Genomic DNA, 22,193 nt, shown 5'->3' with positions numbered 1-22,193 from the left:
CCGCCATGAATACCTCGACTTCCTCTCTCCCGACTCCTCCCAGCACGCCGGGCGCCACTTCCGCGTTGCCATGCATCGCCGTGCTCGCGACCGGCGGCACGATCGCCGGCGCGGCAGCGGACGCCGCCAACACGTCCGGCTATCAGGCGGGCGTCGTCGGCGTCGATCAGTTGCTCGCGGCGGTGCCGGCGCTGTCGACGGTTGCGCGGATCGCGCCGGAGCAGATCGCCAGCGTCGATAGCAAGGACATGGCGCTGCCGCTGTGGACCACGCTCGCGCAACGTATCAACACGCTACTCGCGAGCGACGACGTCGACGGCGTGGTCGTCACGCACGGCACCGACACGCTCGAAGAAACCGCCTACCTGCTGCATCTGACCGTCAAGTCGGACAAGCCAGTCGTGCTGACCGCGGCGATGCGGCCGGCGTCGGCGCTATCGGCCGATGGTCCGTTGAATCTGCTGAACGCGGTGACGGTCGCGGCGCATGCGGCTTCGCGCGGGCAGGGCGTGCTGGTCGCGTTCAACAACCGCATTCATAGCGCGCGCGACGTCGTAAAGACGAGCACCTATGCGGTCGACGCGTTCCAGTCGCCGGAAATCGGTGCGCTCGGCTGGGTGCAGGATGGCCGCGTCGAGTTTCAGCGCGGCGTGGTGCGCGCGCATACGCTTGCGAGCGAGTTCGCGATCGATACGGCGTGGCCGCACGTGGAGATCGTCGCGAGCTATGCGGGTGTGTCGCGCACTGCCGTCGATGCGCTCGTCGCCGCGGGCGTGCGCGGCATCGTCGTCGCGGGCACGGGCAATGGCTCGTTCCATCAGGCGTTGCAGCAGGCGCTCGCCGAGGCGGTGTCGCGCGGTATCGCGGTGGTGCGCTCGTCGCGTGTCGGCTCGGGGCATGTGATGCGCAACGGCGCCGCCGCCGACGACGCGCTCGGCTTCGTCAGCGCGGGTACGCTGAATCCGTACAAGGCGCGCGTGCTGTTGATGCTGGCGCTGGCAGCGGGCCATACGGCGCCGGCTGCGTTGCAGAAGGTGTTCGATACATACTGATTGACGAATCCGACAGCCGGACACCCGACGACGACGTCTGACCGACCAAGGCTTCCTCGGCGTCGCCGGGTGCCGCTGCGGACCCCACTTGCCGCTCTCAGCCCAGAGCGGCGCGATTTGCCCGTTCCGCCGCGCCAGCAGCCGAAGCCGCCGGGCGACGAACGGGCGCCCCACCTGTGCTCATCATTGCCGCGCGGACGCCGAAGCGGCCATCAGCGCAATCGACGACGAGCTCAATCACACAGGAACCACGAAGGCAGACCTCAGGCCGCCTTCGCCTCCTCGCTATCCGGCGTTTGCGCGACCTCATGATTCGCCATGATCTCGAGCGCGCGCACCATCGCCGAGTGATCCCATGCCTTGCCGCCGTTTGCCGCGCACACGCTGAACAACTGCTGCGCGCTCGCGGTATGCGGCAGCGCGATGCCAAGCTTGCGCGCGCCATCGAGCGCGAGATTCAGGTCCTTCTGATGCAGCTCGATCCGAAAGCCCGGATTGAAGGTGCGCTTCGTCATGCGCTCGCCATGCACTTCGAGAATCCGCGATGACGCGAAACCGCCCATCAGCGCGCGGCGCACGCGCTCCGGATCGGCGCCCGAGCGCGACGCGAACAGCAGCGCTTCCGCGACCGCTTCGATGTTCAGCGCGACGATGATCTGGTTCGCGACCTTGCAGGTCTGACCCGCGCCGTTCTCGCCGATCAGCGAGATGTTCCTGCCCATCAGCTCGAACAGCGGCTTGGCTAAAGCGAAGGCCTTCTCGGGACCGCCGACCATGATCGTCAGCGACGCGTCGCGTGCGCCGATTTCGCCACCGGACACCGGCGCATCGAGATAGTCGACGCCGAGCGCGTTGATCTTCTTCGCGAACGCCTGGGTGTCGAGCGGCGAGATCGAGCTCATGTCGATCACGAGCTTGCCTTTGCTGAGGCCGGCGGCGACGCCGTCGTCGGCAAACAGCACGTTGGCGACGTCAGGCGTGTCCGGCACCATGATGATGACGATGTCGGCGGCCTGCGCGACCGCAGTCGAACTGGCGACCACGCTCGCGCTCTTCGCGATGTCGTCCGGCACTGGATACGCGCCGTTCACGAACAGCGAGTGACCGCCCTTGATGAGGTTGCGCGCCATGTGCGCGCCCATGATGCCGAGCCCGATGAAGCCGATCTTTGCCATGTGTGAATCTCCAGGGTTATAGGGGGCGTGCGTTGAGCCTGACGAGTCTCAAGCCGCCGCATGTGCCGCGCCGCGTGCCTGACCAGCGACGCTTTGCACCCAGCCGAGGCCGGCCTCGGTCGTCGTGCGCGGCTTGTATTCGCAACCGACGTAGCCGTCGTAGCCAAGCGAGTCGAGCAGCGCGAACAGATACGGATAGTTGATCTCGCCGGTGCCCGGTTCATGCCGTCCGGGGTTGTCCGCAAGCTGGATATGCGCGATCTGCGCGAGGTTCTTTTCGATCGTCGCCGCGAGTTCGCCTTCCATCCGTTGCATGTGATAGATGTCGTATTGCAGGAACAGATTGTCCGAGCCGACTTCGCGAATCACGTCGAGTCCATCGCGCGAACGGTTCAGCGCGAAGCCCGGAATGTCGTACGAGTTGCACGGCTCGACGAGCAGCCGGATACCGGCCTTCTTCAACTCGCGCGCGGCAAAGCGCAGGTTTTCGACGATCGTCGCGCGGGCGGTGTCGGCGGAGACGTTCGCGCCCGGAATACCGACGAGGCAATTCAGTTGCGGCACCTTCAACGCGCTTGCGTATTCGATCGCGCGGCCGACGCCTTCCTGGAACTCGGCGACCCGGTCGGGCAGACACGCGATGCCGCGTTCGCCGGCTTCCCAGTTGCCCGCCGGCAGGTTGTGCAGCACCAGCTTCAGGCGGTTCTGCTGCAGACGTTCGCCCAACTCGGCGATCGAATACGGATACGGAAACAGGAATTCGACCGCGTGAAAGCCGGCATTGGCTGCTGCCGCGAAACGGTCGAGGAACGGCACTTCGTTGAACAGCATCGTCAGGTTCGCTGCGAATTTCGGCATGGTGCTTTGTCTCTCAGGTCGGTCAGGGAATGGCGCTGGGCGTGATGAGGCGAGGGCGCGGAGCAAGAGCTCGGCCCTCGCGCATCGGGCGCGCTGAATGCCGCGGGTACCGCGAACGCGTGACGCTCAATCGAGCAGGCTGATCGCGGTCGGCGCGTCCTCACGCTTTTCAGCGAGTTCCTCGAACTCGTTGATCGCGTCGATCTCGGTGCCCATCGAGATGTTGGTCACGCGTTCGAGAATCACTTCGACGATCACCGGCACGTTGAACTCGACGAGCATCGACTGCGCTTTTTGCAGCGCCGGCTTCAGCTCTTCCGGCTTGAACACGCGAATCGCCTTGCAACCGAGACCTTCGGCGACCGCGACGTGATCGACGCCATAGCCGTTGGTCTCCGGCGAGTTGATGTTTTCGAAGCCGAGCTGCACGCAGTAGTCCATTTCGAAAGCGCGCTGTGCCTGGCGGATCAGCCCGAGATACGAGTTGTTCACGACGACGTGCACGTACGGCAGCTTGAATTGCGCGCCCGCCGCGAGCTCTTCGATCATGAACTGGAAGTCGTAGTCGCCGGACAGCGCGACGATCGGCCGTTGCGGATCGGCCGCGCGCACGCCGAGCGCCGCCGGAATCGTCCAGCCGAGCGGGCCGGCCTGGCCGCAGTTGATCCAGTTGCGTGCCTTGTACACGTGCAGGAATTGCGCGGCGGCAATCTGCGACAAGCCGATCGTGCTCACGTAGCAGGTGTCGCGGCCGAACACCTGATTCATCTCTTCATAGACGCGCTGCGGCTTCATCGGCACGTTGTCGAAGTGCGTCTTGCGCAGCATCGTGCGCTTGCGTTGCTGGCAATCGGCAACCCACGCGCTGCGATCCTTCAGCTTGCCCGCGGCCTTCCATTCGCCGGCGACTTCGACGAACAGTTCGAGCGCGGCCTTCGCGTCCGACACGATGCCGAGATCCGGGCCGAACACGCGGCCGATCTGCGTCGGTTCGATATCGACGTGCACGAACTTGCGGCCCTTCGTATACACATCGACGCTGCCGGTGTGACGGTTGGCCCAGCGGTTGCCGATGCCGAGCACGAAGTCGGATGCGAGCATCGTCGCGTTGCCATAGCGATGCGAGGTCTGCAGACCGACCATGCCGGCCATCAGCGGATGGTCGTCCGGAATCGCGCCCCACGACATCAGCGTCGGGATCACCGGCACGCCGACCGTTTCGGCGAACTTCACGAGCAGGTCTTCGGCCACCGCGTTCAACACGCCGCCGCCCGATACGATCAACGGCTTGTCGGCATCGTTGAGCAGCGTCAGCGCCGCTTCGATCTGCTTGCGGGTCGCCTTCGGCTTGTAGACGGGCAGCGGTTCGTACGTGTCGATATCGAATTCGATTTCGGCGAGCTGCACGTCGATCGGCAGATCGACCAGCACAGGACCCGGACGGCCCGAGCGCATCAGATGGAACGCCTGCTGGAACACCCGCGGCACAAGGGCCGGCTCGCGCACGGTCACGGCCCACTTGGTGACGGGCTTCGCAATCGCTTCGATATCGACGGCCTGGAAGTCTTCCTTGTACAGACGCGCGCGCGGCGCCTGGCCTGTGATAGCCAGAATAGGAATCGAGTCGGCCTGGGCGGAGTACAGACCGGTGATCATGTCGGTGCCCGCGGGGCCCGACGTGCCGATGCACACGCCGATGTTGCCCGGCTGGGCACGCGTATAGCCCTCGGCCATGTGCGACGCGCCCTCGACGTGACGCGCGAGCACGTGACTGATGCCGCCGGCTTTGCGCATCGCCGAGTAGAACGGGTTGATCGCGGCGCCCGGCACGCCGAACGCGGTATCGATGCCTTCTTTTTCGAGCACCAGAACGGCGGCGTCGACGGCTCTCATCTTGGCCATGGATGTCTCCTCAATGTCGGTAATTACGTCGGTTGAGGGACACTGTAGGCCTGCGCCAAAGGTTTGATAAGATCAGTCCGGGTCGCTTATTCCGAAACAAAAAGTATGGAATGGCGTGACGACCGGCGCACGGCCGGCATCAGCCCGGCAAGAGACAGGTGGGAGACGAGCATGGACCGCTTCAAACAGATCGAAACCTTCGTGCGGGTCGCCGATGCGGGCAGTCTCGCGGCGGCGGCGCTGGAGGAGGGCGTGTCGCCGGTGATTCTCGGGCGGCGCATCGACGCGCTGGAGAAGCGCCTCGGCGTGAAGCTGATGTATCGCACGACGCGGCGGCTGGTGGTCAGCGAGGACGGCGCGGCGTTTCTCGAACGCTGCCGCGGGCTTCTCAGCGAGTGGGATCAGGCGGAAAACGAACTGAGCGCGGGGCGCCGCGCGGTGAATGGCCATCTGATCGTGTCGGCGCCGGCCGCGTTCGGCCGCAAGCATGTCGCGCCGCTCGCGCCCGCATTTTTGCGCGACAAACCCGGGTTGCAGATGTCGTTCAATCTGACCGACCGGGTCGTCGATCTGGTGCGCGAGGGCTACGACCTGTCGATTCGCATCGGCGGCACGGTCGATCCGAACTTCGTCGCGGTGAAGCTCGCGTCGAACCGGCGCGTGGTGTGCGGTACGCCCGAGTATTTCCGTCGTCACGGCAAGCCGAAGACGCTCGAGGATCTGCCGGCCCACAACTGCCTCGCGTTCAATCTGCAAGGCGGCCAGAACCGCGGCTGGTATTTTCGCCGCAACGGCAAGCTCGCGACGGTGCGGGTGGGGGGCTCCCTCGACTGCAACGATGGCGAACTGCTGCATCGCTGGGTTTCGGAAGGGCTCGGACTGGGCTGGCGCTCGACATGGGAAATCCAGCAGCAGCTCGCGCGCGGTGAGCTCGAAACCGTCCTCGACGAGTATGCGCTGCCCGATTACGACATCCTCGCGGTCTATCCGCAGCAGCGCTACGTGCCGGCGCGGGTGCGCTATTTCATCGACTATCTGAAAGACGTGTACGCAAGCGACGACTACTGGAACCGGCCGTCGTACTAGCGGGCGTATCAGTTGGCGAGAGGCGCGCGGGCGAGCCCGAACTTTTGGCGATTGCTGGCGGAAGTCGGGAATAAACTGGGTCTATGGCCAGTTCTGCTGTGAAAGACACGTCAGCACACCACGCGGGGCGCGCGACAGCAGCGACCCGCACGACGCAGCCGCCATGCCCTTGGAGGGACCCACGTGGTCCAGACCGACTCAGACGCCGCCCGCGCGCGGGGCGAGCCTAGTGCCCGCCCCGCCGCCGATGCCGATTCCGATGCCGCGAAAAGCCGCCGCTTCCAGCAGCTGGCGTTGCCGCATCTGGACGCCGCGTACAACCTCGCGCGCTGGCTGTGCGGCAATCCGAACGATGCCGAGGACGTCGTGCAGGAAGCGTTCATGCGCGCGTTCCGCTTCTTCGATACGTTTCGGGGCGACTCCGCACGGCCGTGGCTGCTCGCGATCGTGCGCCGGACCTGGTACACGGAATGGCGGCGGCGCGCGCCGTCGCACGACATGCTCGAATTCGACGAAACGATGGACGACGCGACCCTCGACGGCTGGAGCGCAGGCGGTGACGATCCGCAGACACTGCTGATCCGCGACGAGGATGTGCGACTGGTGCACGATGCGCTGGCGCGTTTGCCGGTCGAGTATCGCGAGGTGCTGATCTTGCGTGAGCTCGAAGAGATGGGATATCGGGAGATCGCGGTGGTGGCCGATGTGCCGATCGGTACGGTGATGTCGCGGCTCGCGCGTGGGCGGCGCAAGCTGGCGGAGGTGTTGATGGCGCAGCAACGAGGTGGAGGGGAGCCGGTTGGCAAGGGGGGGCGTAAAGGCGAGCAGGGTGGCCGGCAGGAGGCGCCGTCGGATCGGGATGCGCAGTCCGGGCGACTCGCGAGGTCGGCGGCCACCGCGCCCCCCGCCCCCTGCGCCCAGCCGGCAAAAAGTTCCGGCGACGGTCGCCCGGCATCGTCGGCGGGTATGCCCGCCACCGCAACAGTGACACAGCTCCGGGCGTTTGCCGACGGCCGGCCCCTCAACATTCCCGGCGCTGCCGCCGACCCCGCTCAGGAGACGCCGGATGGACTGTAACGAAGCACGGCCGCTCCTCGATGCGAATGCCGATCACGAATTGCCGGCGCCCGATGCGCGCCGGGTCCAGCAGCATATCGAGAGCTGCGACGATTGCCGGCGCGCGAGCGACAACGTGCGCGCGCTGAGCGGCGCGCTGCGCGCGGCGCCGTATCATCGGGCGCCGCAGTCGTTGCGGGCGCGGATCGTGGCGGGCTTGCCCGGCGTCGTCGACGAAGGGGCCGCGGTGTCGGCCGCGACGGCGGCGCCCGACGATCTACCGAAGAAGTCCGCCGCCGGGATGACGCAACCGGTGACGCAGCAACCTCGGCGTCAGCGTCGCGGGGCGTGGTGGCCCGCGTGGCTCGACGGATGGCTCGGGGGCTTCGGCGGCCCGCTCGGCGCGGGCGGTGCAAACCGCGCGGCCGCGCACGGCGGTCTTGCGGCACTGGTGATCGCGTTGTGCGCGGCCGCCGCGGTCCTGACGCTGACGCTGCATCGTCCGGCCGAATCCTCGCCGTTCACCGACGAACTCGTCGAAAGCCATGTGCGCGCGCAGGTCTCCGGCCGCGACATCGACGTGATTTCGACGGACCGTCACACCGTGAAGCCGTGGTTCAACGGCCGGCTCGACTATTCGCCGCCGGTCGAGGACCTGGCGGCCGCCGGCTTCGCGCTTCAGGGCGGCCGGCTCGACTACCTCGCGCATCAGCGGGTCGCGGTGCTCGTGTACCGCTACGGCAAGCACGTGATCGACGTGTACGTGTTTCCGCAGTCCACGGCGGAGGGCGCAGCGCCGGCGGCGCTCGGTCACGACGGCTATTCGATCGCGCACTGGGACGCGGCGGGCATGACCTGGTGGGCGATCACGGACGCCGCGCCCAATGCGCTCACGGGCTTCGAAGCGGCGCTCAGAGCGCGCTTGCAGAGCGGCAGTCAACGCACGGAAGCGGGTTGAGGGGCTGCCGCTGCCCGAATTTCCCGGTTCTGCAACCCCTAAGCTCTTGAAAACACATCCGATTCCACGGCCGAATCAGCGGAGTGCCTTGCAACCCGTCCCCAATCGGGTTACACTTTCGGGCTTCTCACTTGCCGCACCGGTTCCGACGCCCGGGCGGCTTCTATCCAAAAGTCAGCACAAGGAGTGTGTAATGCGTCATTACGAAATCGTCTTTATCGTGCATCCCGATCAAAGCGAGCAAGTGCCCGCCATGATCGAGCGTTACAAGAGCACGATCACGTCGCACGGTGGTCAGATCCACCGCGTCGAAGACTGGGGCCGTCGCCAACTGGCCTACATGATCGAGAAACTCGCGAAGGCTCACTACGTCTGCATGAACATCGAATGCGACCAGACCACGCTCGACGAGCTGGAACACGCGTTCAAGTTCAACGACGCCGTTCTGCGTCACCTGATCGTCAAGATGAAGAAGGCCGAAACCGGCCCGTCGCCGATGATGAAGGAAGTGCAGCGCGAAGAAGCCAAGAAGTCGGCAGCCGCTCAGCCGACCGAAGCGCAGGCTTAAGTCACACTATTTAAGCTACCAGACGCGCAGCGTCGCTCCGCTCACGTACACGAAGGCATCTCAAGTACATGAACCGGCTGCAACTCACGGCGAGCGTCGTCGAACGCGAAGCGGTGCGGTACACGCCCGCCGGCGTTCCGATTGCAAGCTGCACGTTGCACCACCGCACGGAAGTCGTCGAGGCGGGCATTGCCCGTCAGGTCGAACTGACCATGCAGGCGGTCGCCGCGGGCGAAGCGAGCGGCAAGCTCGAAAACTGTCAGATGGGCGTCGAAACGCTCTTCACAGGTTTTCTGGCTAAAAAGCACCGAAACGCGCGAACTCTGGTATTTCACATCACAGCATTGCAGGACATTGGAAAGGACTAATCATGCCCCGCCCGACTGGTAAGAAATTCGACAAGCGTCGTCAGCAACAGAACCCGCTCTTCAAGCGCAAGAAGTTCTGCCGTTTCACGGCCGCTGGCGTCGAGTACATCGACTACAAAGACATCGAAACGCTGAAGGACTTCATCGGCGAGAACGGCAAAATCACGCCGGCACGTCTCACGGGTACCAAGGCGCACTATCAACGCCAGCTGGACACGGCTATCAAGCGCGCGCGTTTCCTCGCGCTGATGCCGTACACCGACCAGCACAAGGCTTAACCCGACGACGCGATAAGGAGCATCCGAATGCAAATCATTCTTCTGGAAAAAGTCGTCAATCTGGGTAACCTGGGCGACATCGTGAAGGTCAAGGACGGTTACGCACGTAACTTCCTGATCCCGAACAAGCAAGCTCGCCGTGCAACGAAAGAAGCCCTGGCTGAATTCGAAGTACGCCGCGCAGAACTCGAAAAGGTCGCCGCTGAAAAGCTGGCAGCCGCTCAGGCTCAAGGCGAAAAGCTGGCAGGCCAGACGGTTCAGATCAATCAGAAGGCTGGCGTCGACGGCCGTCTGTTCGGTTCGGTGACGAATGCCGACATCGCTGAAGCACTGGGCAAGCAAGGCTTCGCGGTGGAAAAGGCGCAAGTGCGTCTGCCTGAAGGCCCGCTGAAGATGGTTGGCGAACACCCGGTTCAAGTTTCGCTGCACACCGACGTTCTCGTCGATGTGACGGTGGCGGTGATCGGCGAGCACGTCTAAGTCGACCGCTGAGCATTGCGCAGGATCAACCAGCACTTCGCTGGTGAAGGGCAGGGGCCGGGTAACCGGCCCCTGCTTTTTTTGTGCCCGACTATCCGTCGAGTATCCCCGAGTTGGCGTTTTTTCCGCTCGCAGCCGTCGTCGGATTGCCCGATAATTCCTCCCCATGAACGCACCGTCCAAAGATCCCCAACTCGAGTCGCTGAAAGTCCCCCCGCATTCGATCGAAGCCGAGCAATCGGTGCTGGGCGGCCTGCTGCTCGACAACGCGGCATGGGACCGCATTGCCGACTTCCTCGCGCAGAGCGACTTCTACCGTTACGACCACCGCATCATCTTCGAGCACATCGGCAAGCTGATCGCGGCCACGCGTCCGGCCGACGTGGTCACCGTCTACGAAGCGCTCGGCACTTCGGGCAAGGCGGAAGAGGTCGGCGGCCTCGCTTACCTGAACGCGCTCGCGCAGAACACGCCGAGCGCGGCCAATATCCGCCGCTACGCGGAAATCGTGCGCGACCGCGCGGTGCTGCGCCGGCTTGTGTCGGTCGCCGATGAAATCTCCGCCGACGCGTTCAACCCTCAAGGCAAGGAAGTCCGGCAATTGCTGGACGAAGCGGAATCGAAGGTGTTTTCGATCGCCGAAGACGGCGCGCGCGGCACCCAGGGCTTTCTCGAGATCGGGCCGCTGCTGACCCAGGTGGTCGAACGGATCGATACGCTCTATCACACCGCCAATCCGAGCGACGTGACCGGCACGCCAACCGGCTTCGTCGATCTGGACCGCATGACCTCGGGCATGCACGGCGGCGAGTTGATCATCGTCGCGGGCCGTCCGTCGATGGGTAAGACGGCGTTTTCGATGAACATCGGCGAGTACGTCGCGGTCGAGTACGGACTGCCCGTCGCGGTGTTCTCGATGGAAATGCCGGGCACGCAGCTCACGATGCGTATGCTCGGCTCGGTCGGCCGGCTCGATCAGCATCGCATGCGTACCGGGCGTCTGACCGACGAGGATTGGCCGAAGCTCACGCACGCGGTGCAGAAAATGAGCGAGGCACAGATCTTCATCGACGAAACCGGCGGTCTGAACCCGATGGAACTGCGCTCGCGCGCGCGCCGGCTGTCGCGCCAGTGCGGCAAGCTCGGGCTGATCATCATCGACTATCTGCAACTGATGAGCGGCTCGTCGGCGGGCGAAAACCGCGCGACCGAAATCTCGGAAATCTCGCGTTCGCTGAAGGGCCTCGCGAAGGAGCTCGACGTGCCGGTGATCGCATTGTCGCAGCTGAATCGCGGCCTCGAGCAGCGGCCGAACAAACGGCCGATCATGTCGGACCTGCGCGAATCGGGCGCTATCGAACAGGACGCCGACGTGATCCTGTTCATCTACCGCGACGAAGTGTACAACCCGGACAGCCCCGACAAGGGCACCGCGGAGATCATCATCGGCAAGCAGCGGAATGGTCCGATCGGCCCGGTTCGCCTCACGTTCCATGGTCAATACACGAAATTCGACAATTTTGCGGGTGCGCAGAACTTCTACGGCGGCGAGTGACGCGACGCGCCGTGGGCTGTTGTAACGGCGCTGTAGCGAGTGCGGCAATGATGGCGGAACGGTACAATATGGCGGTTTTATGTCAGCCATTACGTGACCCATTTCCAGGATCCCAATGTTCGGTCGATTCATGCCCACCGAGGGCAAGTTCTTTGAAATCTTCAATTCGCACGCAACGTGCATCATCTCGGCAAGCCGCGAACTCGAGCTCCTGATCGACAATCTGCAGGACGCCGAAATCCACAAGCAAAACGTGCAAAAGGCCGAGAAAGCGGCCGACAAGCTCACGCACGAAGCCATCGACCTGCTGCACAAGACTTTCATCACGCCGCTCGACCGTGACGAGATCCACAAGCTGATCACGACGATGGACGACATCCTCGACCTGATGGAGGACGTCGCCACCGCGATCTCGCTGTACGACGTGCAAGCGGTCACGTCGGAGGCGAGCCAGCTCGCGCATATCTGCACGGCGACCTGCGAGCGCGTGCAATTCGCGGTGAGCCTGCTGTCGGACATGAAGCAGGCGCGCCAGATCCTGAAGGCCTGCGAGGAAATCGACCGGCTCGAATCGGAAGCCGACCGCGTGCTGCGCGCGGCGATGTCGAAGCTGTTCCGCGAGGAAGACGACGTCAAGGTCCTGATCAAGCTGAAGGCGATCTACGAGCTGCTCGAAACGATCACGGACAAGTGTGAGGATGTGGCGAACATCATCGAAGGCATCGTGCTGGAAAACGCATAATGCAATCGATACAACTCGCTATCTGGGTCGTAACCGGCCTGGTTGCCATTGCGCTGGTGTTCGACTTCATGAACGGCTTTCACGACGCGGCGAATTCGATCGCCACGGTCGTATCGACCGGCGTGCTGAAGCCGCAGCAGGCGGTGGCGTTCGCGGCGGCGTTCAACGTCATCGCGTATTTCGTGTTTCACCTGAAGGTGGCCGCAACCGTCGGCAAGGGCACGATCGATCCGGACATCGTCGATCACTACGTGATCTTCGGCGCGCTGGCCGGCGCGATCGCGTGGAACGTGATCACCTGGGTCTACGGCATTCCGTCCAGTTCGTCGCACGCGCTGATCGGCGGGCTCGTGGGCGCGGCGCTCGCCAAATCGGGCTGGGGGGCGCTGAACTGGGACGGTCTGATGAAGACCGTCGCGTTCATCTTCGTTTCGCCGCTGCTGGGCTTCGTGCTCGGCTCGTTCTTCATGCTGCTGGTGTCGTGGCTGTACTTCCGCACTCCGCCGAGCAAGGTCGACCGGCGCTTCCGCCGTCTGCAACTGCTTTCCGCTGGCCTGTACAGCCTTGGTCACGGTGGCAACGACGCGCAGAAGACCATCGGCATCATCTGGATGCTGCTGATCGCAACCGGCTTTGCGTCGATGAAGGCGAATGCGCCGCCGCTGTGGGTGATCGGCGGCTGCTATCTGTCAATGGGTCTCGGCACGCTGTTCGGCGGCTGGAGAATCGTGCGCACGATGGGGCAGAAAATCACGAAGCTGAAGCCGGTCGGCGGCTTCTGTGCGGAGGCGGGCGGAGCGCTCACGCTGTTCACCGCGTCGGCGCTCGGTATCCCCGTCTCCACCACGCATACGATCACCGGCGCGATCGTCGGGGTCGGCGCGACACAGAAGTTGAGCGCGGTGCGCTGGGGCGTCGCCGGTAACATCGTGTGGGCGTGGATTCTGACCATCCCGGCGTCCGCGCTGCTGTCCGGCGGAGCATGGTGGCTGGGTCACCACTTCCTGTAATCACCTTGCGATGCAGGCCTGCGCTGCTCGATTTGGCTGAGTTTGGCTAAACAGCACGCGCGGGCTTCGGCTTGATGCCGCCCGTTGCATCGCATCGGTTTCCCTGCACAAGTTCGATTGAAAGCGCAATTGCGCCGTCCTGAAGGCCGTCGCGTCGCTCTTTCCGTTCAGATCAGCGGTGCGTTTGCGCCGTCCATCGGGATGATCGCGCCCGTCACATAGCTTGCACGGCGGCTCGCGAGGAACAGCGCCACGTCGGCAATTTCCTCAGGCTTTGCGTAGCGGCCGAGCGGCATCCGGGCCTGGCCGCGCGCGAGCGCCTCGTCGTTGCCGATGCCTTGCTGCGCCGCCTCCAACTGGACCGCTTCCTCGACCCGCTCGGTCAGCGTCGCACCCGGATTGATCGCGTTGATGCGGATGCCATAGCGCGCGTAGTAGTGCGCGAGGCCAACGGTTGCGAGCATCAGCGCCGCGTTGGCCGCGCCGCCCGCGATATGGATGTCGCTCGCGACCTTGCCGCCCATGCCGATGATATTGACGATCGTGCCCGGCTCGACGCCGCCGTTGGCCTTTGCGCGCTGGGCCATACGGCGCAGCACTTCCTGCTGCGGATAGATATACGGGAAATACTTCGCCTCCATCGTCGCGCGAAATGCGTCGGCATCGAGCGTCTCAGGGTCGTACCGGCGCGCGGCGCCGGCGCTATTGATCAGCACGTCGATCGGGCCTACCGCGGCGCTGACTTCCTCGACGATATCGGCGGCACTATGCGGTTCGTGCAGGTCGGCACGCGTGCGATGCACGTGGAATCCTTCCTGTTTCAGCTGTTCGTAGGCGCGCGCGAGGTTGGCGGGGTCGCGCGACACGATCGCGACCTTCGCGCCTTCCTGTGCGAAGGCCCGCGCGCAGGCGAAACCGATGCCTTTGCTGCCGCCGGTAATGAGCACCACCTTATTTTTGAGTCCGAGTTCCATGGTCGTTACCCGCCGTCGAAAGAATATCGATGACGATAGCAGATCACGGCCTCAGAAGTTGCCGTTCGCGAAACGGGCGATCGGGTCGTCGCTGCTTTGCGTGGGTGCGGGCGCGCCGTGGGAAGCAGTCGACGCGCGCATCAGCTGCACGGCGCCAGCGCCGTCGGTCTGCTGTGCCTGACGGGCCTGGCGTTCCGCGATGGAAGCGGGCGGCGGTGGTTCGAATGCATCGGCGGCGGCGTCGATCGCGTCGGTTGCGGTAGGCGGGAGGACGCGGGCAGTCGTGGCGGCCTGCATCGGTTGAGCGGGTGAAGGAGCACCGCTTTCGTACATGCGTGTCTGAGCCGCCGGGCCCAGCGGCGGTGCCACGGCGCCCGCCGAGCGCGCCTGCAGTTGCGCGTCGCTGAGGCCCGACGGCGGCGGCTCGAATTGATCGGTTTGCGCGATGGGCGTGCTGCCACCTGCACCGGTCGCGGGGATCGCGCCGGTAGAGGTCGATGCTGGCCGAACCGCCACCGTCGCGGCGGCGCCCGCGGCAGCGCGCTCCGTTTGCGGCGCCGCCGCCTGATAGCTCGGCGTATCGAATGGCGCGGGCGTCGCCGCCGGTCCCGCCATCCGGCGGATGCCGTCGAAACGCTTCGCCCAGTAGGGATTGGTCAGATAGTCGAGCCGCACCGTGCCGCCGGTCGATGGCGCGTTGACGAAGCGCAGCTTGCCTACGTAGATGCCGACGTGTGAATGCGCGCGTCCCGTCGTATTGAAAAAGATCAGATCGCCGGGCGCGATTTCCTCGGGCTCGACGGATTCGCCGCGCCCGCTCATCTCGGCAGTCGTGCGCGGCAGGTTCACCGACGCCGCGCGCAGCACCACGTAGCGCACGAGCCCGCTGCAGTCGAAGCCGCTGTCGGGCGTGTTGCCGCCCCAGCGGTAGGGCACGCCGACGAGGCTCATCGCCTGAATCGAGATTTCCTCGCGGCCGATGCTGTGATCGACGAAATGGGGGAAGCCGGGCGGCGGCGCGTGATAGGCGCCGTTCGCGACGACGGTGCCGCCAGACCCGCGCGAGCTCTTCTGCGGCGCGCCGGCGCAGGCGGCGAGCAGCAGGACGGGCAGCAGCGATAGGGCGAGTTGGCGCATGAAGACGGCACGGGCGGTAAGCGCCCATTTACTCACTGACGATGTCGGGATGGTAGCCGCCCAACAAGGCTGCCGCAAGAATTGTTGATAAATTACTTGAAGTTTGTGCGCTAAGTGTTGCCGGCGGAGAACGTCGGCGCAATAAAAAAGCCGCGCCCGGAACGAACCGGACGCGGCTTGCGATGAAAAGCCGGAAAGGGACCTCCGAACGCCTAGAGAATCTCCGACGCGTAGTCAGCGAGGCGCGAGCGCTCGCCGCGCGCGAGCGTCACGTGTCCGCTGTGCGCCCAGCCCTTGAAGCGATCGACCACATAGGTCAGGCCCGAACTGCCCTCGGTCAGGTAAGGCGTGTCGATCTGCGCGATGTTGCCGAGGCAGATGATCTTCGTGCCCGGACCCGCGCGCGTGACGAGCGTCTTCATCTGCTTCGGCGTCAGGTTCTGCGCCTCGTCGATGATCAGATACTTGTCGACGAACGTCCGGCCGCGCATGAAGTTCATGCTCTTGATCTTCAGGCGCGAACGGATCAGCTCCTGAGTCGCGGCGCGGCCCCATTCGCCGGCGGCGTCGTCGGTTTTTTGCAGCACTTCGAGGTTGTCGTCGAACGCGCCCATCCACGGCTGCATCTTTTCCTCTTCAGTGCCCGGCAGGAAGCCGATGTCTTCACCGACCGGCACCGTCGCGCGGGTCACGATGATCTCGTTGTAGCGCTTGTCGTCGAGCACCTGCGCGAGGCCCGCCGCGAGCGCGACCAGCGTCTTGCCGGTGCCGGCCTGGCCGAGCAGCGTGACGAAGTCGATTTCCGGATTCATCAGCAGGTTCAGCGCGAAATTCTGCTCGCGATTGCGCGCCGTGATGCCCCACACGTTGTTCTTGTGGTGGCCATAGTCACGCAGCGTTTGCAGCAACGCGGTCTTGCCGTTCAGCTCGCGCACCAACGCATGAAACGCGGGCTCGCCGTTTTGCGGCTCCAGATAAACGAACTCGTTGACCAGCATCGAAGCGCACAGCGGACCCGTCACACGGTAGTACGTGGTGCCGGTTTTGGTGTCCTGCCAGCTTTCCATGCCCTTCGCGTGCCGGGTCCAGAAGTCTTGCGGCAGCGCGCGGATGCCCGTGTACAGCAGGTCGCTGTCCTCGAGCACCTGGTCGTTGAAGTAATCTTCGGCGGGCAGGCCGAGCGCATGCGCCTTGATGCGCATGTTGATGTCTTTCGACACCAGCACGACCTGGCGATCCGCGCGATCGCGCTGCAGCGCGCGCACGACGCCGAGGATCTGGTTGTCGGCCTTGCCTTCGGGCAGCCCTTCGACGGGCTCGATCGCGGTCAGCCGGGTCTGGAAGAACAGGCGTCCGGATGCCTCGCGGCTGCCCAGCCGCGCGAGCGAAATGCCGCCGGTGATGTCGCCCGCGTTCGCGACGAGCGCGTCGAGCGTGCGGCTCACCTGACGCGCGTTGCGCGCGACTTCCGACATCCCCTTCTTGTGGTTGTCGAGCTCTTCCAACGTCATCATCGGCAGATAGACGTCGTGCTCCTCGAAACGGAACAGGCAGCTCGGATCGTGCATCAGCACGTTGGTGTCGAGCACGAAAAGCTTCTGCACCTCGACTGGCGCGGCGCTGGTGCCGCGTTTCTTGCGGGTGGCGGCCGGGGTCGCCGCGGCGGGTGCGGCGGCTGTTTCGGCCGTGGGGTGCTTCGCGCGTGCGACGACCGGCTGCGCTGCGGCCTCGTCGTCCCCGAGCTGCGAGCGCCCGGATGGAACCGGCTGCAACAGGGCGGCGGTCTGTTTGGTCTTGCGGCCACGCGCCGGCGCGGGTTGCGCGGCGGGCGGCGATTCGACGGCGGGCACGGGCCACAACGTGGTGGCGGCGTTGGCGGCGTGCGCCATCGGGGTGGCAACATTGGCGCGGCCGTAATCGGCCGACTCTGCGGATTCCCCTTCACGCGCCTGTTTTTTCGCAGTGGAGCGCGCGGGCGTGACGGCTTTGGCCTTGTATTCGTCAGGCGACAAAAGATTGCCGAGCTTGCTGGGGGGAGTAGGCAAAGGCATGGTTTCCCTCGAAATGATCGGGTCGCATATCGTGCGCCGCCCGTCGCATTCTGACGATGCCTTCATGGGGCACCCAGTCTGCGCGAGGAGGCGCGCATTCGGTCTAGAGATGCCGGTTCGCCTGGTCTTCGATAGGCTCCTTGACGGAAGCGCGCGAACCAGTGAACGAGCGGTCGCGCGCAATTAAAAAAGCCGCCGCCCCGGTATTCGGGGCTAGCGGCTCGACGATGATGCTCGCATTGCGCCTCATGCTCGGAACGGCACCGGTGGACCCGGTCAAGCGGCCGTCAGAGCTGGCGCAGCGGAGAAAAATATGGGGTGGACAGGCACTCATTGCGGCCCAATATAACGCGCATCAAAGCGCTTGTACAGCCTCCAGAATTTCGGCGACGTGGCCCGGCACCTTGACGCCGCGCCACTCCTGGCGCAGCACGCCAGCGGCGTCGATGAGGAACGTGGAGCGCTCGATTCCCCGTACCTCTTTGCCATACATTTTCTTCATTTTGATGACGGCGAAGAGGGTGCACAGCGTTTCTTCCGGATCGGAAATCAGCGGGAAGGGCAGTTCGAGCTTGGCCTTGAAGTTGTCATGCGAACGCAAGCTGTCGCGCGACACGCCGATCACTTCCGCGCCGGCCTTCTTGAACTTCGGATACAGATCGCGGAACTGCAGACCTTCGGTCGTGCAGCCCGGCGTGTTGTCCTTCGGATAGAAATACAGCACCACCTTCTTGCCCCGCAGCTTTGACAGCGTGATTTCGCCGCCCGTCGCGGCGGCGGTGAAGTCGGGGATGGGTTGGTCGACTGCGATGGACACGAGGTTCTCCGGTGGTTGGGGTCGGCGTCGCTAGGTGCCGCGGCGTCGGCCGGTCTGTCGTCGAGGTTGTTGTTGTTCGGGGATTCGGTCGGCGTGCGGCCTTGCGGTTGCCTTGCGGCTGCCCGATCGGCAGGCCACGCGGTGAACGGGCAGACAGCAAGCGGCGTGCTTACCGACGACGAGTTTCGCACCGCGCCGCGGCCCTTCAGGGCTGGACGATCAGTTCGCCGGAGCGCCCCGGAATCTCACCCCACGTAACAGGGTACGATGGCAGCGTGTCGCGGTCTAGCGTGGCGTAGTAATCGCCCATCGTGGCGAACGTGTGGCCCTGCGCGCGCCAGCCTTCGAGCAACTGTTCGAATACCGGCGCGAGCTTCTGTCCTTCGAGTTCCGCGTGCAGCGTGAACACCTGGTCGTGCGGATTTTTTTCGGTTTGTTTCAGCATCCACGCGGCGACGTTGTGCGTGTCGACACCATCGACACCGAGCACTTCGTCGAGCGTCGGCAGCGTGGTCGGCATCTGCACCTGCTTGAGCGTCCTGCCGTCGACCACCGGCAGATAAGGCGAGTGGCCGCGACCATCAGACGCGTAGTGCATGCCCCACGCGTCGATCTGCTCGAACGCGTGGCCGTTCATCTGCCAGCCCGCCGCGCCGTGCGTGACGGGCGGCGTGCCGAATACCTCGATGAAGCGCGCGTGGCTCTGCTGCATTTGCGCGACGGTCCACGCGCGATCTTTGGCGCGCACGTTGTCCTGCCAGTACACGTGATCCCAGGTATGGATGCCGCACTCGAAGCCGGCTTCGTGGATCGCGCGCATCTCGGCCGCCGCCTTCGCGCCGATGTCCGGACCGGGCAGCAGCACGCCGTACATCAGCTGTTTGACGCCGTAATGCTCGACCACCGACGTGCGCGACACCTTCGTCAGAAAACCCGGCCGCAGCACGCGGCGCATCGCCCAACCGGTGTGGTCGGGCCCGAGGCTGAACAGGAAAGTGGCGCGCGCCTTGAAACGGTCGAAGATGCGCGCGAGATTCGGCACGCCTTCGCGGGTGCCGCGCAGCGTGTCGACGTCGATCTTCAGGACGATGCGAGCCAAGGATGCGCCCTTATTGCTGTTCGACGAGTGCGCGGGCGTCCGCGACGTGGCCGCGATACGCTTCGAAAATCTTGCGCAGCGCTTCGTCGAAAGTCGACGTGGGTGCCCAGCCGAGTTCCTGCTTCGTGTTGTCGATCTTCGGCACGCGGTTCTGCACGTCCTGATAGCCGTTGCCGTAGTACGCGCCCGACGACGTTTCGACCAGTTGCACTTTCTTGGCCGAGTCCGCGTATTCGGGGAATTCGGCCGCAAGTGCCAGCATCTTGTGCGCGAGCTCGCGCACCGAGAAATTGTTGGTCGGATTGCCGATGTTGTAGATCTTGCCGGTGGCGACGCCGTTCTTGTTCTCGATGATCTTCATCAGCGCGCTGATGCCGTCGTCGATATCCGTGAATGCGCGCTTTTGCGCGCCGCCGTCGACGAGGCTGATGTTCTCGCCACGTACGATGTGGCCGAGGAACTGCGTGACCACGCGCGAGCTACCTTCCTTCGGCGTGTAGATCGAGTCGAGGCCCGGGCCGATCCAGTTGAACGGACGGAACAGCGTGAAGTTCAGGCCTTCCATGCCGTAACCCCAGATCACGCGGTCCATCAGCTGCTTCGAGCACGCGTAGATCCAGCGCGGCTTGTTGATCGGGCCGTACGACAGCTGCGATTCTTCCGGATCGAACTGCTCGTCCGTGCACATGCCGTAGACCTCGGAGGTCGACGGAAACACGAGGTGCTTGCCGTACTTGACGGCCGAACGCACGATCGGCAGGTTCGCCTCGAAGTCGAGTTCGAACACGCGCAGCGGCTGCTTCACATAGGTTGCGGGCGTGGCGATCGCGACGAGCGGCAGGATCACATCGCACTTCTTGATGTGATATTCGACCCACTCCTTGTTGATCGTGATGTCGCCTTCGAAGAAGTGCATCCGCTCATGATTGACGAGGTCGCCGAGACGTTCGGTCTGCATGTCCATCCCGAACACTTCCCAGTCGGTCGTTTCGAGAATGCGTTTGGACAGGTGATGGCCGATAAAGCCATTCACACCCAGAATCAGGACTTTTTTCATGAATGAGATTGGATGAGCTGGGCGAATTTCGCCGGACTGACGGCAGTCTCGCCGCCATCGTGCTGGTGCCGCAATTCGCGGATGTTGATTGCGCGGCCGTCGCCGCAAATTGCGAAAACGGCATTATCGCTTACGTGCAGGCCCGGGGGCAAATCCGAGCGGAGCGCGCCGGGCACGGCCAGACGCGCGCGCGCGACGATGAAACGATGGCCGTTCAGATCCGTGAAAGCGCCCGGATACGGCGGTGCGACCGCGCGGATCAGGTTGTAGACCTGCTGCGCGGACTGGCTCCAGTCGATGCGGCCGTCTTCCGGTTTGCGGCCGCCGTAGTAGCTGCCGTGCGCGAGATCGTTCGGCAGATGCGGCGCCTCGCCCGCGAGCAGCGCCGGCAGCACGCGCCAGAGCGTTTGCTCCGCGGCGACCGTGACCTTGTCGAAGACCTGCGCGGCGGTGTCGTCGGGCAGGATCGGCACCGGTGTTTGCGCAATGATCGCGCCGGCGTCGGGTTTCGCGGCCATTTCGTGCAGCGTCGCGCCGGTTTCGCTCTCGCCGTTGAGCACCGCCCAGTTGGTCGGCACGCGGCCGCGATACTTCGGCAGCAGCGAGCCGTGCATGTTGTAAGCGCCCCGTGCGGCGATCGCGAGCAGATCGGGCGGCAGCATGTGGCGGTAGTAGAACGAGAAGATGAAGTCCGGCCGCGCGGCGCTCACCGCGGCGCGCAGTTCCGGGCTCTTCGGATCGGCCGGCGTGACGACGGCGATGCCGTGCTCGGCCGCCACCGATGCCACGCTGCCGAACCAGATGTTCTCGCTCGGGTTGTCTTCGTGCGTGACGACGAGCGCGACGTCGACGCCGCGCGCGAGCAGCACCTGCAGGCAGCGCACGCCGACGTTGTGATACGCGAATACGACGGCGCGCGGCTTCATGGCTGGTGTCCCTGATCGGCGACCGGCACCGGCTGCACGCCTTGCGCGACGGTCTGACGCGGCGTTTCGGCGACGGCGCCGCCGTCGCGTTCTTCGAGAATGGTCTGCACCAGATAACGCGGCCGCGCACGCACCTGCTGATAGATCCGGCCGATGTATTCACCGAGCAGGCCGAGCGCGAAGATGATCACGCCGAGCAGGAAGAAGGTGATAGCGAACAGCGTGAACACACCTTGAACTTCCGCGCCGATGATGAAGCGCCGAATCAGCAGCAGGACGAACAGCGCCGCGGAGCCTAGCGACAGGATCACGCCGATGAACGACAGCCATTGCAACGGCACCACCGAGAAGCCTGTGACGAGGTCGAAATTCAGGCGGATCAGCGAGTACAGCGAGTACTTCGACTCACCGGCGAAGCGTTCTTCGTGCGCGACCTCGACTTCCACCGGATTCTGCGCGAACGTGTACGCGAGCGCGGGGATGAACGTGTTGATTTCGCCGCAGCGGTTGATCGTATCGATGATGTGACGGCTGTACGCGCGCAGCATGCAGCCCTGGTCGGTCATCTTGATGCGCGTGATGCGCTCGCGCAGATGATTCATCGCGCGCGACGCCTTGCGGCGCCACAGGCTGTCCTGACGCTGCCGACGGATCGTGCCCACGTAGTCGAAGCCCTCGCGCATCTTCGCGACGAGCTTGCCGATTTCCTCGGGCGGATTCTGCAGGTCGGCGTCGAGCGTGATTACGATGTCGCCGCGCGACTGCTCGAAGCCCGCGAGAATTGCCATGTGCTGGCCGTAGTTGCCGTTCAGCAGGATCACGCGCGTCGTGTCGGGCCGCGCGCGGAACTGCCCGGCGAGCAGCGCCGCGGATTTGTCGCGGCTGCCGTCGTTGATGAAGATCACTTCATAACCGGTGCCGAGCGCATCGAGCGCCGGATAGAGGCGCGCGAACAGCGCGGCCAGTCCGGCTTCCTCGTTGTACACCGGAATGATGATCGACACTTCCGGTGCGACGGCGCGATGTTCCGAATAAGTCATGTCC

The 22,193-nt window shown here is 64.5% G+C and carries 22 protein-coding genes; 11 read left to right on the top strand and 11 right to left on the bottom strand.

Annotated elements, in window-relative coordinates; all coding sequences use genetic code 11:
- The first annotated feature begins 5 nt into the window (after positions 1–5).
- A complete protein-coding gene (locus AB3X94_RS17140) occupies positions 6–1,052 on the top strand; it encodes an asparaginase (protein ID WP_368612149.1) in 1,047 nt (348 codons plus the stop codon).
- A 263-nt stretch (positions 1,053–1,315) separates the two neighbouring features.
- Here the strand turns inward: AB3X94_RS17140 and AB3X94_RS17135 are convergent, their stop codons facing one another.
- The 3 genes from AB3X94_RS17135 to gcl form a co-directional block, all read right to left on the bottom strand.
- Positions 1,316–2,227, bottom strand: a complete 912-nt coding sequence (locus tag AB3X94_RS17135) for a 2-hydroxy-3-oxopropionate reductase (RefSeq protein WP_368612148.1) — start codon at positions 2,225–2,227, stop codon at positions 1,316–1,318.
- A 48-nt stretch (positions 2,228–2,275) separates the two neighbouring features.
- Positions 2,276–3,085: a hydroxypyruvate isomerase gene (hyi, locus tag AB3X94_RS17130; RefSeq protein ID WP_176108688.1), complete on the bottom strand. Its 810-nt coding sequence runs from the start codon at positions 3,083–3,085 to the stop codon at positions 2,276–2,278.
- A gap of 126 nt (positions 3,086–3,211) precedes the next feature.
- Positions 3,212–4,987, bottom strand: a complete 1,776-nt coding sequence (gene gcl / locus AB3X94_RS17125; protein ID WP_176108687.1) for a glyoxylate carboligase — start codon at positions 4,985–4,987, stop codon at positions 3,212–3,214.
- Positions 4,988–5,158: 171 nt separating this feature from the next.
- On the opposite strand from gcl, the gene AB3X94_RS17120 reads away from it, so the two are divergent.
- The 10 genes from AB3X94_RS17120 (at position 5,159) to AB3X94_RS17075 (ending at position 13,088) form a co-directional block, all read left to right on the top strand.
- The gene (locus AB3X94_RS17120; protein ID WP_018432103.1) at positions 5,159–6,073 is read left to right on the top strand and encodes a LysR family transcriptional regulator; all 915 of its coding nucleotides are present in this window, start codon (positions 5,159–5,161) and stop codon (positions 6,071–6,073) included.
- Between the two features lie 183 nt (positions 6,074–6,256).
- A complete protein-coding gene (locus AB3X94_RS17115) occupies positions 6,257–7,150 on the top strand; it encodes an RNA polymerase sigma factor (RefSeq protein WP_368612147.1) in 894 nt (297 codons plus the stop codon).
- Positions 7,140–8,087 (top strand): anti-sigma factor, encoded by a 948-nt coding sequence (locus AB3X94_RS17110; RefSeq protein ID WP_176108685.1) that lies wholly within the window; start codon positions 7,140–7,142, stop codon positions 8,085–8,087. The genes AB3X94_RS17115 and AB3X94_RS17110 overlap by 11 nt, the downstream gene beginning before the upstream one ends.
- A 193-nt stretch (positions 8,088–8,280) precedes the next feature.
- A complete protein-coding gene (rpsF, locus tag AB3X94_RS17105) occupies positions 8,281–8,655 on the top strand; it encodes a 30S ribosomal protein S6 (RefSeq protein WP_013089311.1) in 375 nt (124 codons plus the stop codon).
- Positions 8,656–8,723: 68 nt separating this feature from the next.
- Complete coding sequence (gene priB, locus AB3X94_RS17100) at positions 8,724–9,023, top strand: primosomal replication protein N (RefSeq protein ID WP_176108684.1); 300 nt, start codon at positions 8,724–8,726, stop codon at positions 9,021–9,023.
- A gap of 2 nt (positions 9,024–9,025) precedes the next feature.
- The gene (gene rpsR, locus AB3X94_RS17095) at positions 9,026–9,301 is read left to right on the top strand and encodes a 30S ribosomal protein S18 (RefSeq protein WP_008922421.1); all 276 of its coding nucleotides are present in this window, start codon (positions 9,026–9,028) and stop codon (positions 9,299–9,301) included.
- 27 nt (positions 9,302–9,328) lie between these two features.
- A complete protein-coding gene (rplI, locus tag AB3X94_RS17090) occupies positions 9,329–9,781 on the top strand; it encodes a 50S ribosomal protein L9 (protein WP_013089313.1) in 453 nt (150 codons plus the stop codon).
- 166 nt (positions 9,782–9,947) lie between these two features.
- Positions 9,948–11,336: a replicative DNA helicase gene (locus tag AB3X94_RS17085; protein WP_176108683.1), complete on the top strand. Its 1,389-nt coding sequence runs from the start codon at positions 9,948–9,950 to the stop codon at positions 11,334–11,336.
- Positions 11,337–11,451: 115 nt separating this feature from the next.
- The gene (locus AB3X94_RS17080; RefSeq protein ID WP_013089315.1) at positions 11,452–12,078 is read left to right on the top strand and encodes a DUF47 domain-containing protein; all 627 of its coding nucleotides are present in this window, start codon (positions 11,452–11,454) and stop codon (positions 12,076–12,078) included.
- A complete protein-coding gene (locus AB3X94_RS17075; protein WP_176377886.1) occupies positions 12,078–13,088 on the top strand; it encodes an inorganic phosphate transporter in 1,011 nt (336 codons plus the stop codon). The genes AB3X94_RS17080 and AB3X94_RS17075 overlap by 1 nt, the downstream gene beginning before the upstream one ends.
- Before the next feature lie 167 nt (positions 13,089–13,255).
- Here AB3X94_RS17075 and AB3X94_RS17070 read toward each other — a convergent pair whose 3' ends face one another.
- From AB3X94_RS17070 to AB3X94_RS17035, 8 genes are all read right to left on the bottom strand, one after another.
- On the bottom strand, positions 13,256–14,062 hold the full coding sequence (locus tag AB3X94_RS17070) for an SDR family NAD(P)-dependent oxidoreductase (protein ID WP_368597355.1): 807 nt from the start codon (positions 14,060–14,062) through the stop codon (positions 13,256–13,258).
- A gap of 51 nt (positions 14,063–14,113) precedes the next feature.
- A complete protein-coding gene (locus AB3X94_RS17065; protein WP_368612146.1) occupies positions 14,114–15,199 on the bottom strand; it encodes an NlpC/P60 family protein in 1,086 nt (361 codons plus the stop codon).
- A gap of 212 nt (positions 15,200–15,411) precedes the next feature.
- On the bottom strand, positions 15,412–17,250 hold the full coding sequence (locus AB3X94_RS17060) for a PhoH family protein (RefSeq protein WP_176108679.1): 1,839 nt from the start codon (positions 17,248–17,250) through the stop codon (positions 15,412–15,414).
- 355 nt (positions 17,251–17,605) lie between these two features.
- Complete coding sequence (locus AB3X94_RS17055; RefSeq protein ID WP_176108678.1) at positions 17,606–18,067, bottom strand: peroxiredoxin; 462 nt, start codon at positions 18,065–18,067, stop codon at positions 17,606–17,608.
- 205 nt (positions 18,068–18,272) lie between these two features.
- Positions 18,273–19,166, bottom strand: coding sequence for a polysaccharide deacetylase family protein (locus AB3X94_RS17050; protein ID WP_368612145.1), 894 nt, complete (start codon positions 19,164–19,166; stop codon positions 18,273–18,275).
- 10 nt (positions 19,167–19,176) lie between these two features.
- Positions 19,177–20,223: a bifunctional UDP-4-keto-pentose/UDP-xylose synthase gene (locus tag AB3X94_RS17045; RefSeq protein WP_176108676.1), complete on the bottom strand. Its 1,047-nt coding sequence runs from the start codon at positions 20,221–20,223 to the stop codon at positions 19,177–19,179.
- Positions 20,220–21,149: a formyltransferase gene (locus AB3X94_RS17040; RefSeq protein WP_176108675.1), complete on the bottom strand. Its 930-nt coding sequence runs from the start codon at positions 21,147–21,149 to the stop codon at positions 20,220–20,222. Before AB3X94_RS17040 ends, AB3X94_RS17045 begins: the two co-directional genes overlap by 4 nt.
- On the bottom strand, positions 21,146–22,189 hold the full coding sequence (locus tag AB3X94_RS17035; protein ID WP_176108674.1) for a glycosyltransferase: 1,044 nt from the start codon (positions 22,187–22,189) through the stop codon (positions 21,146–21,148). Before AB3X94_RS17035 ends, AB3X94_RS17040 begins: the two co-directional genes overlap by 4 nt.
- Positions 22,190–22,193 lie beyond the last annotated feature (4 nt).

The sequence above is a fragment of the Paraburkholderia sp. BR10923 genome, from assembly GCF_040948765.1.
Classification (GTDB): Bacteria; Pseudomonadota; Gammaproteobacteria; order Burkholderiales; family Burkholderiaceae; genus Paraburkholderia; species Paraburkholderia youngii.
This window is presented reverse-complemented; position numbering and strand designations above follow the sequence as displayed.

Bases quoted from the DNA above. Each gene is read 5' to 3' on its own strand.
- AB3X94_RS17070 (WP_368597355.1), bottom strand. From the start codon at position 14,062: ATGGAACTCGGACTCAAAAATAAGGTGGTGCTCATTACCGGCGGCAGC.
- AB3X94_RS17045 (WP_176108676.1), bottom strand. From the start codon at position 20,223: ATGAAAAAAGTCCTGATTCTGGGTGTGAATGGCTTTATCGGCCATCAC.
- rpsR (WP_008922421.1), top strand. From the start codon at position 9,026: ATGCCCCGCCCGACTGGTAAGAAATTCGACAAGCGTCGTCAGCAACAG.
- priB (WP_176108684.1), top strand. From the start codon at position 8,724: ATGAACCGGCTGCAACTCACGGCGAGCGTCGTCGAACGCGAAGCGGTG.
- AB3X94_RS17060 (WP_176108679.1), bottom strand. From the start codon at position 17,250: ATGCCTTTGCCTACTCCCCCCAGCAAGCTCGGCAATCTTTTGTCGCCT.
- AB3X94_RS17140 (WP_368612149.1), top strand. From the start codon at position 6: ATGAATACCTCGACTTCCTCTCTCCCGACTCCTCCCAGCACGCCGGGC.
- AB3X94_RS17035 (WP_176108674.1), bottom strand. From the start codon at position 22,189: ATGACTTATTCGGAACATCGCGCCGTCGCACCGGAAGTGTCGATCATC.
- AB3X94_RS17040 (WP_176108675.1), bottom strand. From the start codon at position 21,149: ATGAAGCCGCGCGCCGTCGTATTCGCGTATCACAACGTCGGCGTGCGC.
- gcl (WP_176108687.1), bottom strand. From the start codon at position 4,987: ATGGCCAAGATGAGAGCCGTCGACGCCGCCGTTCTGGTGCTCGAAAAA.
- hyi (WP_176108688.1), bottom strand. From the start codon at position 3,085: ATGCCGAAATTCGCAGCGAACCTGACGATGCTGTTCAACGAAGTGCCG.
- AB3X94_RS17085 (WP_176108683.1), top strand. From the start codon at position 9,948: ATGAACGCACCGTCCAAAGATCCCCAACTCGAGTCGCTGAAAGTCCCC.
- AB3X94_RS17075 (WP_176377886.1), top strand. From the start codon at position 12,078: ATGCAATCGATACAACTCGCTATCTGGGTCGTAACCGGCCTGGTTGCC.
- rpsF (WP_013089311.1), top strand. From the start codon at position 8,281: ATGCGTCATTACGAAATCGTCTTTATCGTGCATCCCGATCAAAGCGAG.
- AB3X94_RS17135 (WP_368612148.1), bottom strand. From the start codon at position 2,227: ATGGCAAAGATCGGCTTCATCGGGCTCGGCATCATGGGCGCGCACATG.
- AB3X94_RS17110 (WP_176108685.1), top strand. From the start codon at position 7,140: ATGGACTGTAACGAAGCACGGCCGCTCCTCGATGCGAATGCCGATCAC.
- AB3X94_RS17120 (WP_018432103.1), top strand. From the start codon at position 5,159: ATGGACCGCTTCAAACAGATCGAAACCTTCGTGCGGGTCGCCGATGCG.
- AB3X94_RS17080 (WP_013089315.1), top strand. From the start codon at position 11,452: ATGTTCGGTCGATTCATGCCCACCGAGGGCAAGTTCTTTGAAATCTTC.
- AB3X94_RS17065 (WP_368612146.1), bottom strand. From the start codon at position 15,199: ATGCGCCAACTCGCCCTATCGCTGCTGCCCGTCCTGCTGCTCGCCGCC.
- rplI (WP_013089313.1), top strand. From the start codon at position 9,329: ATGCAAATCATTCTTCTGGAAAAAGTCGTCAATCTGGGTAACCTGGGC.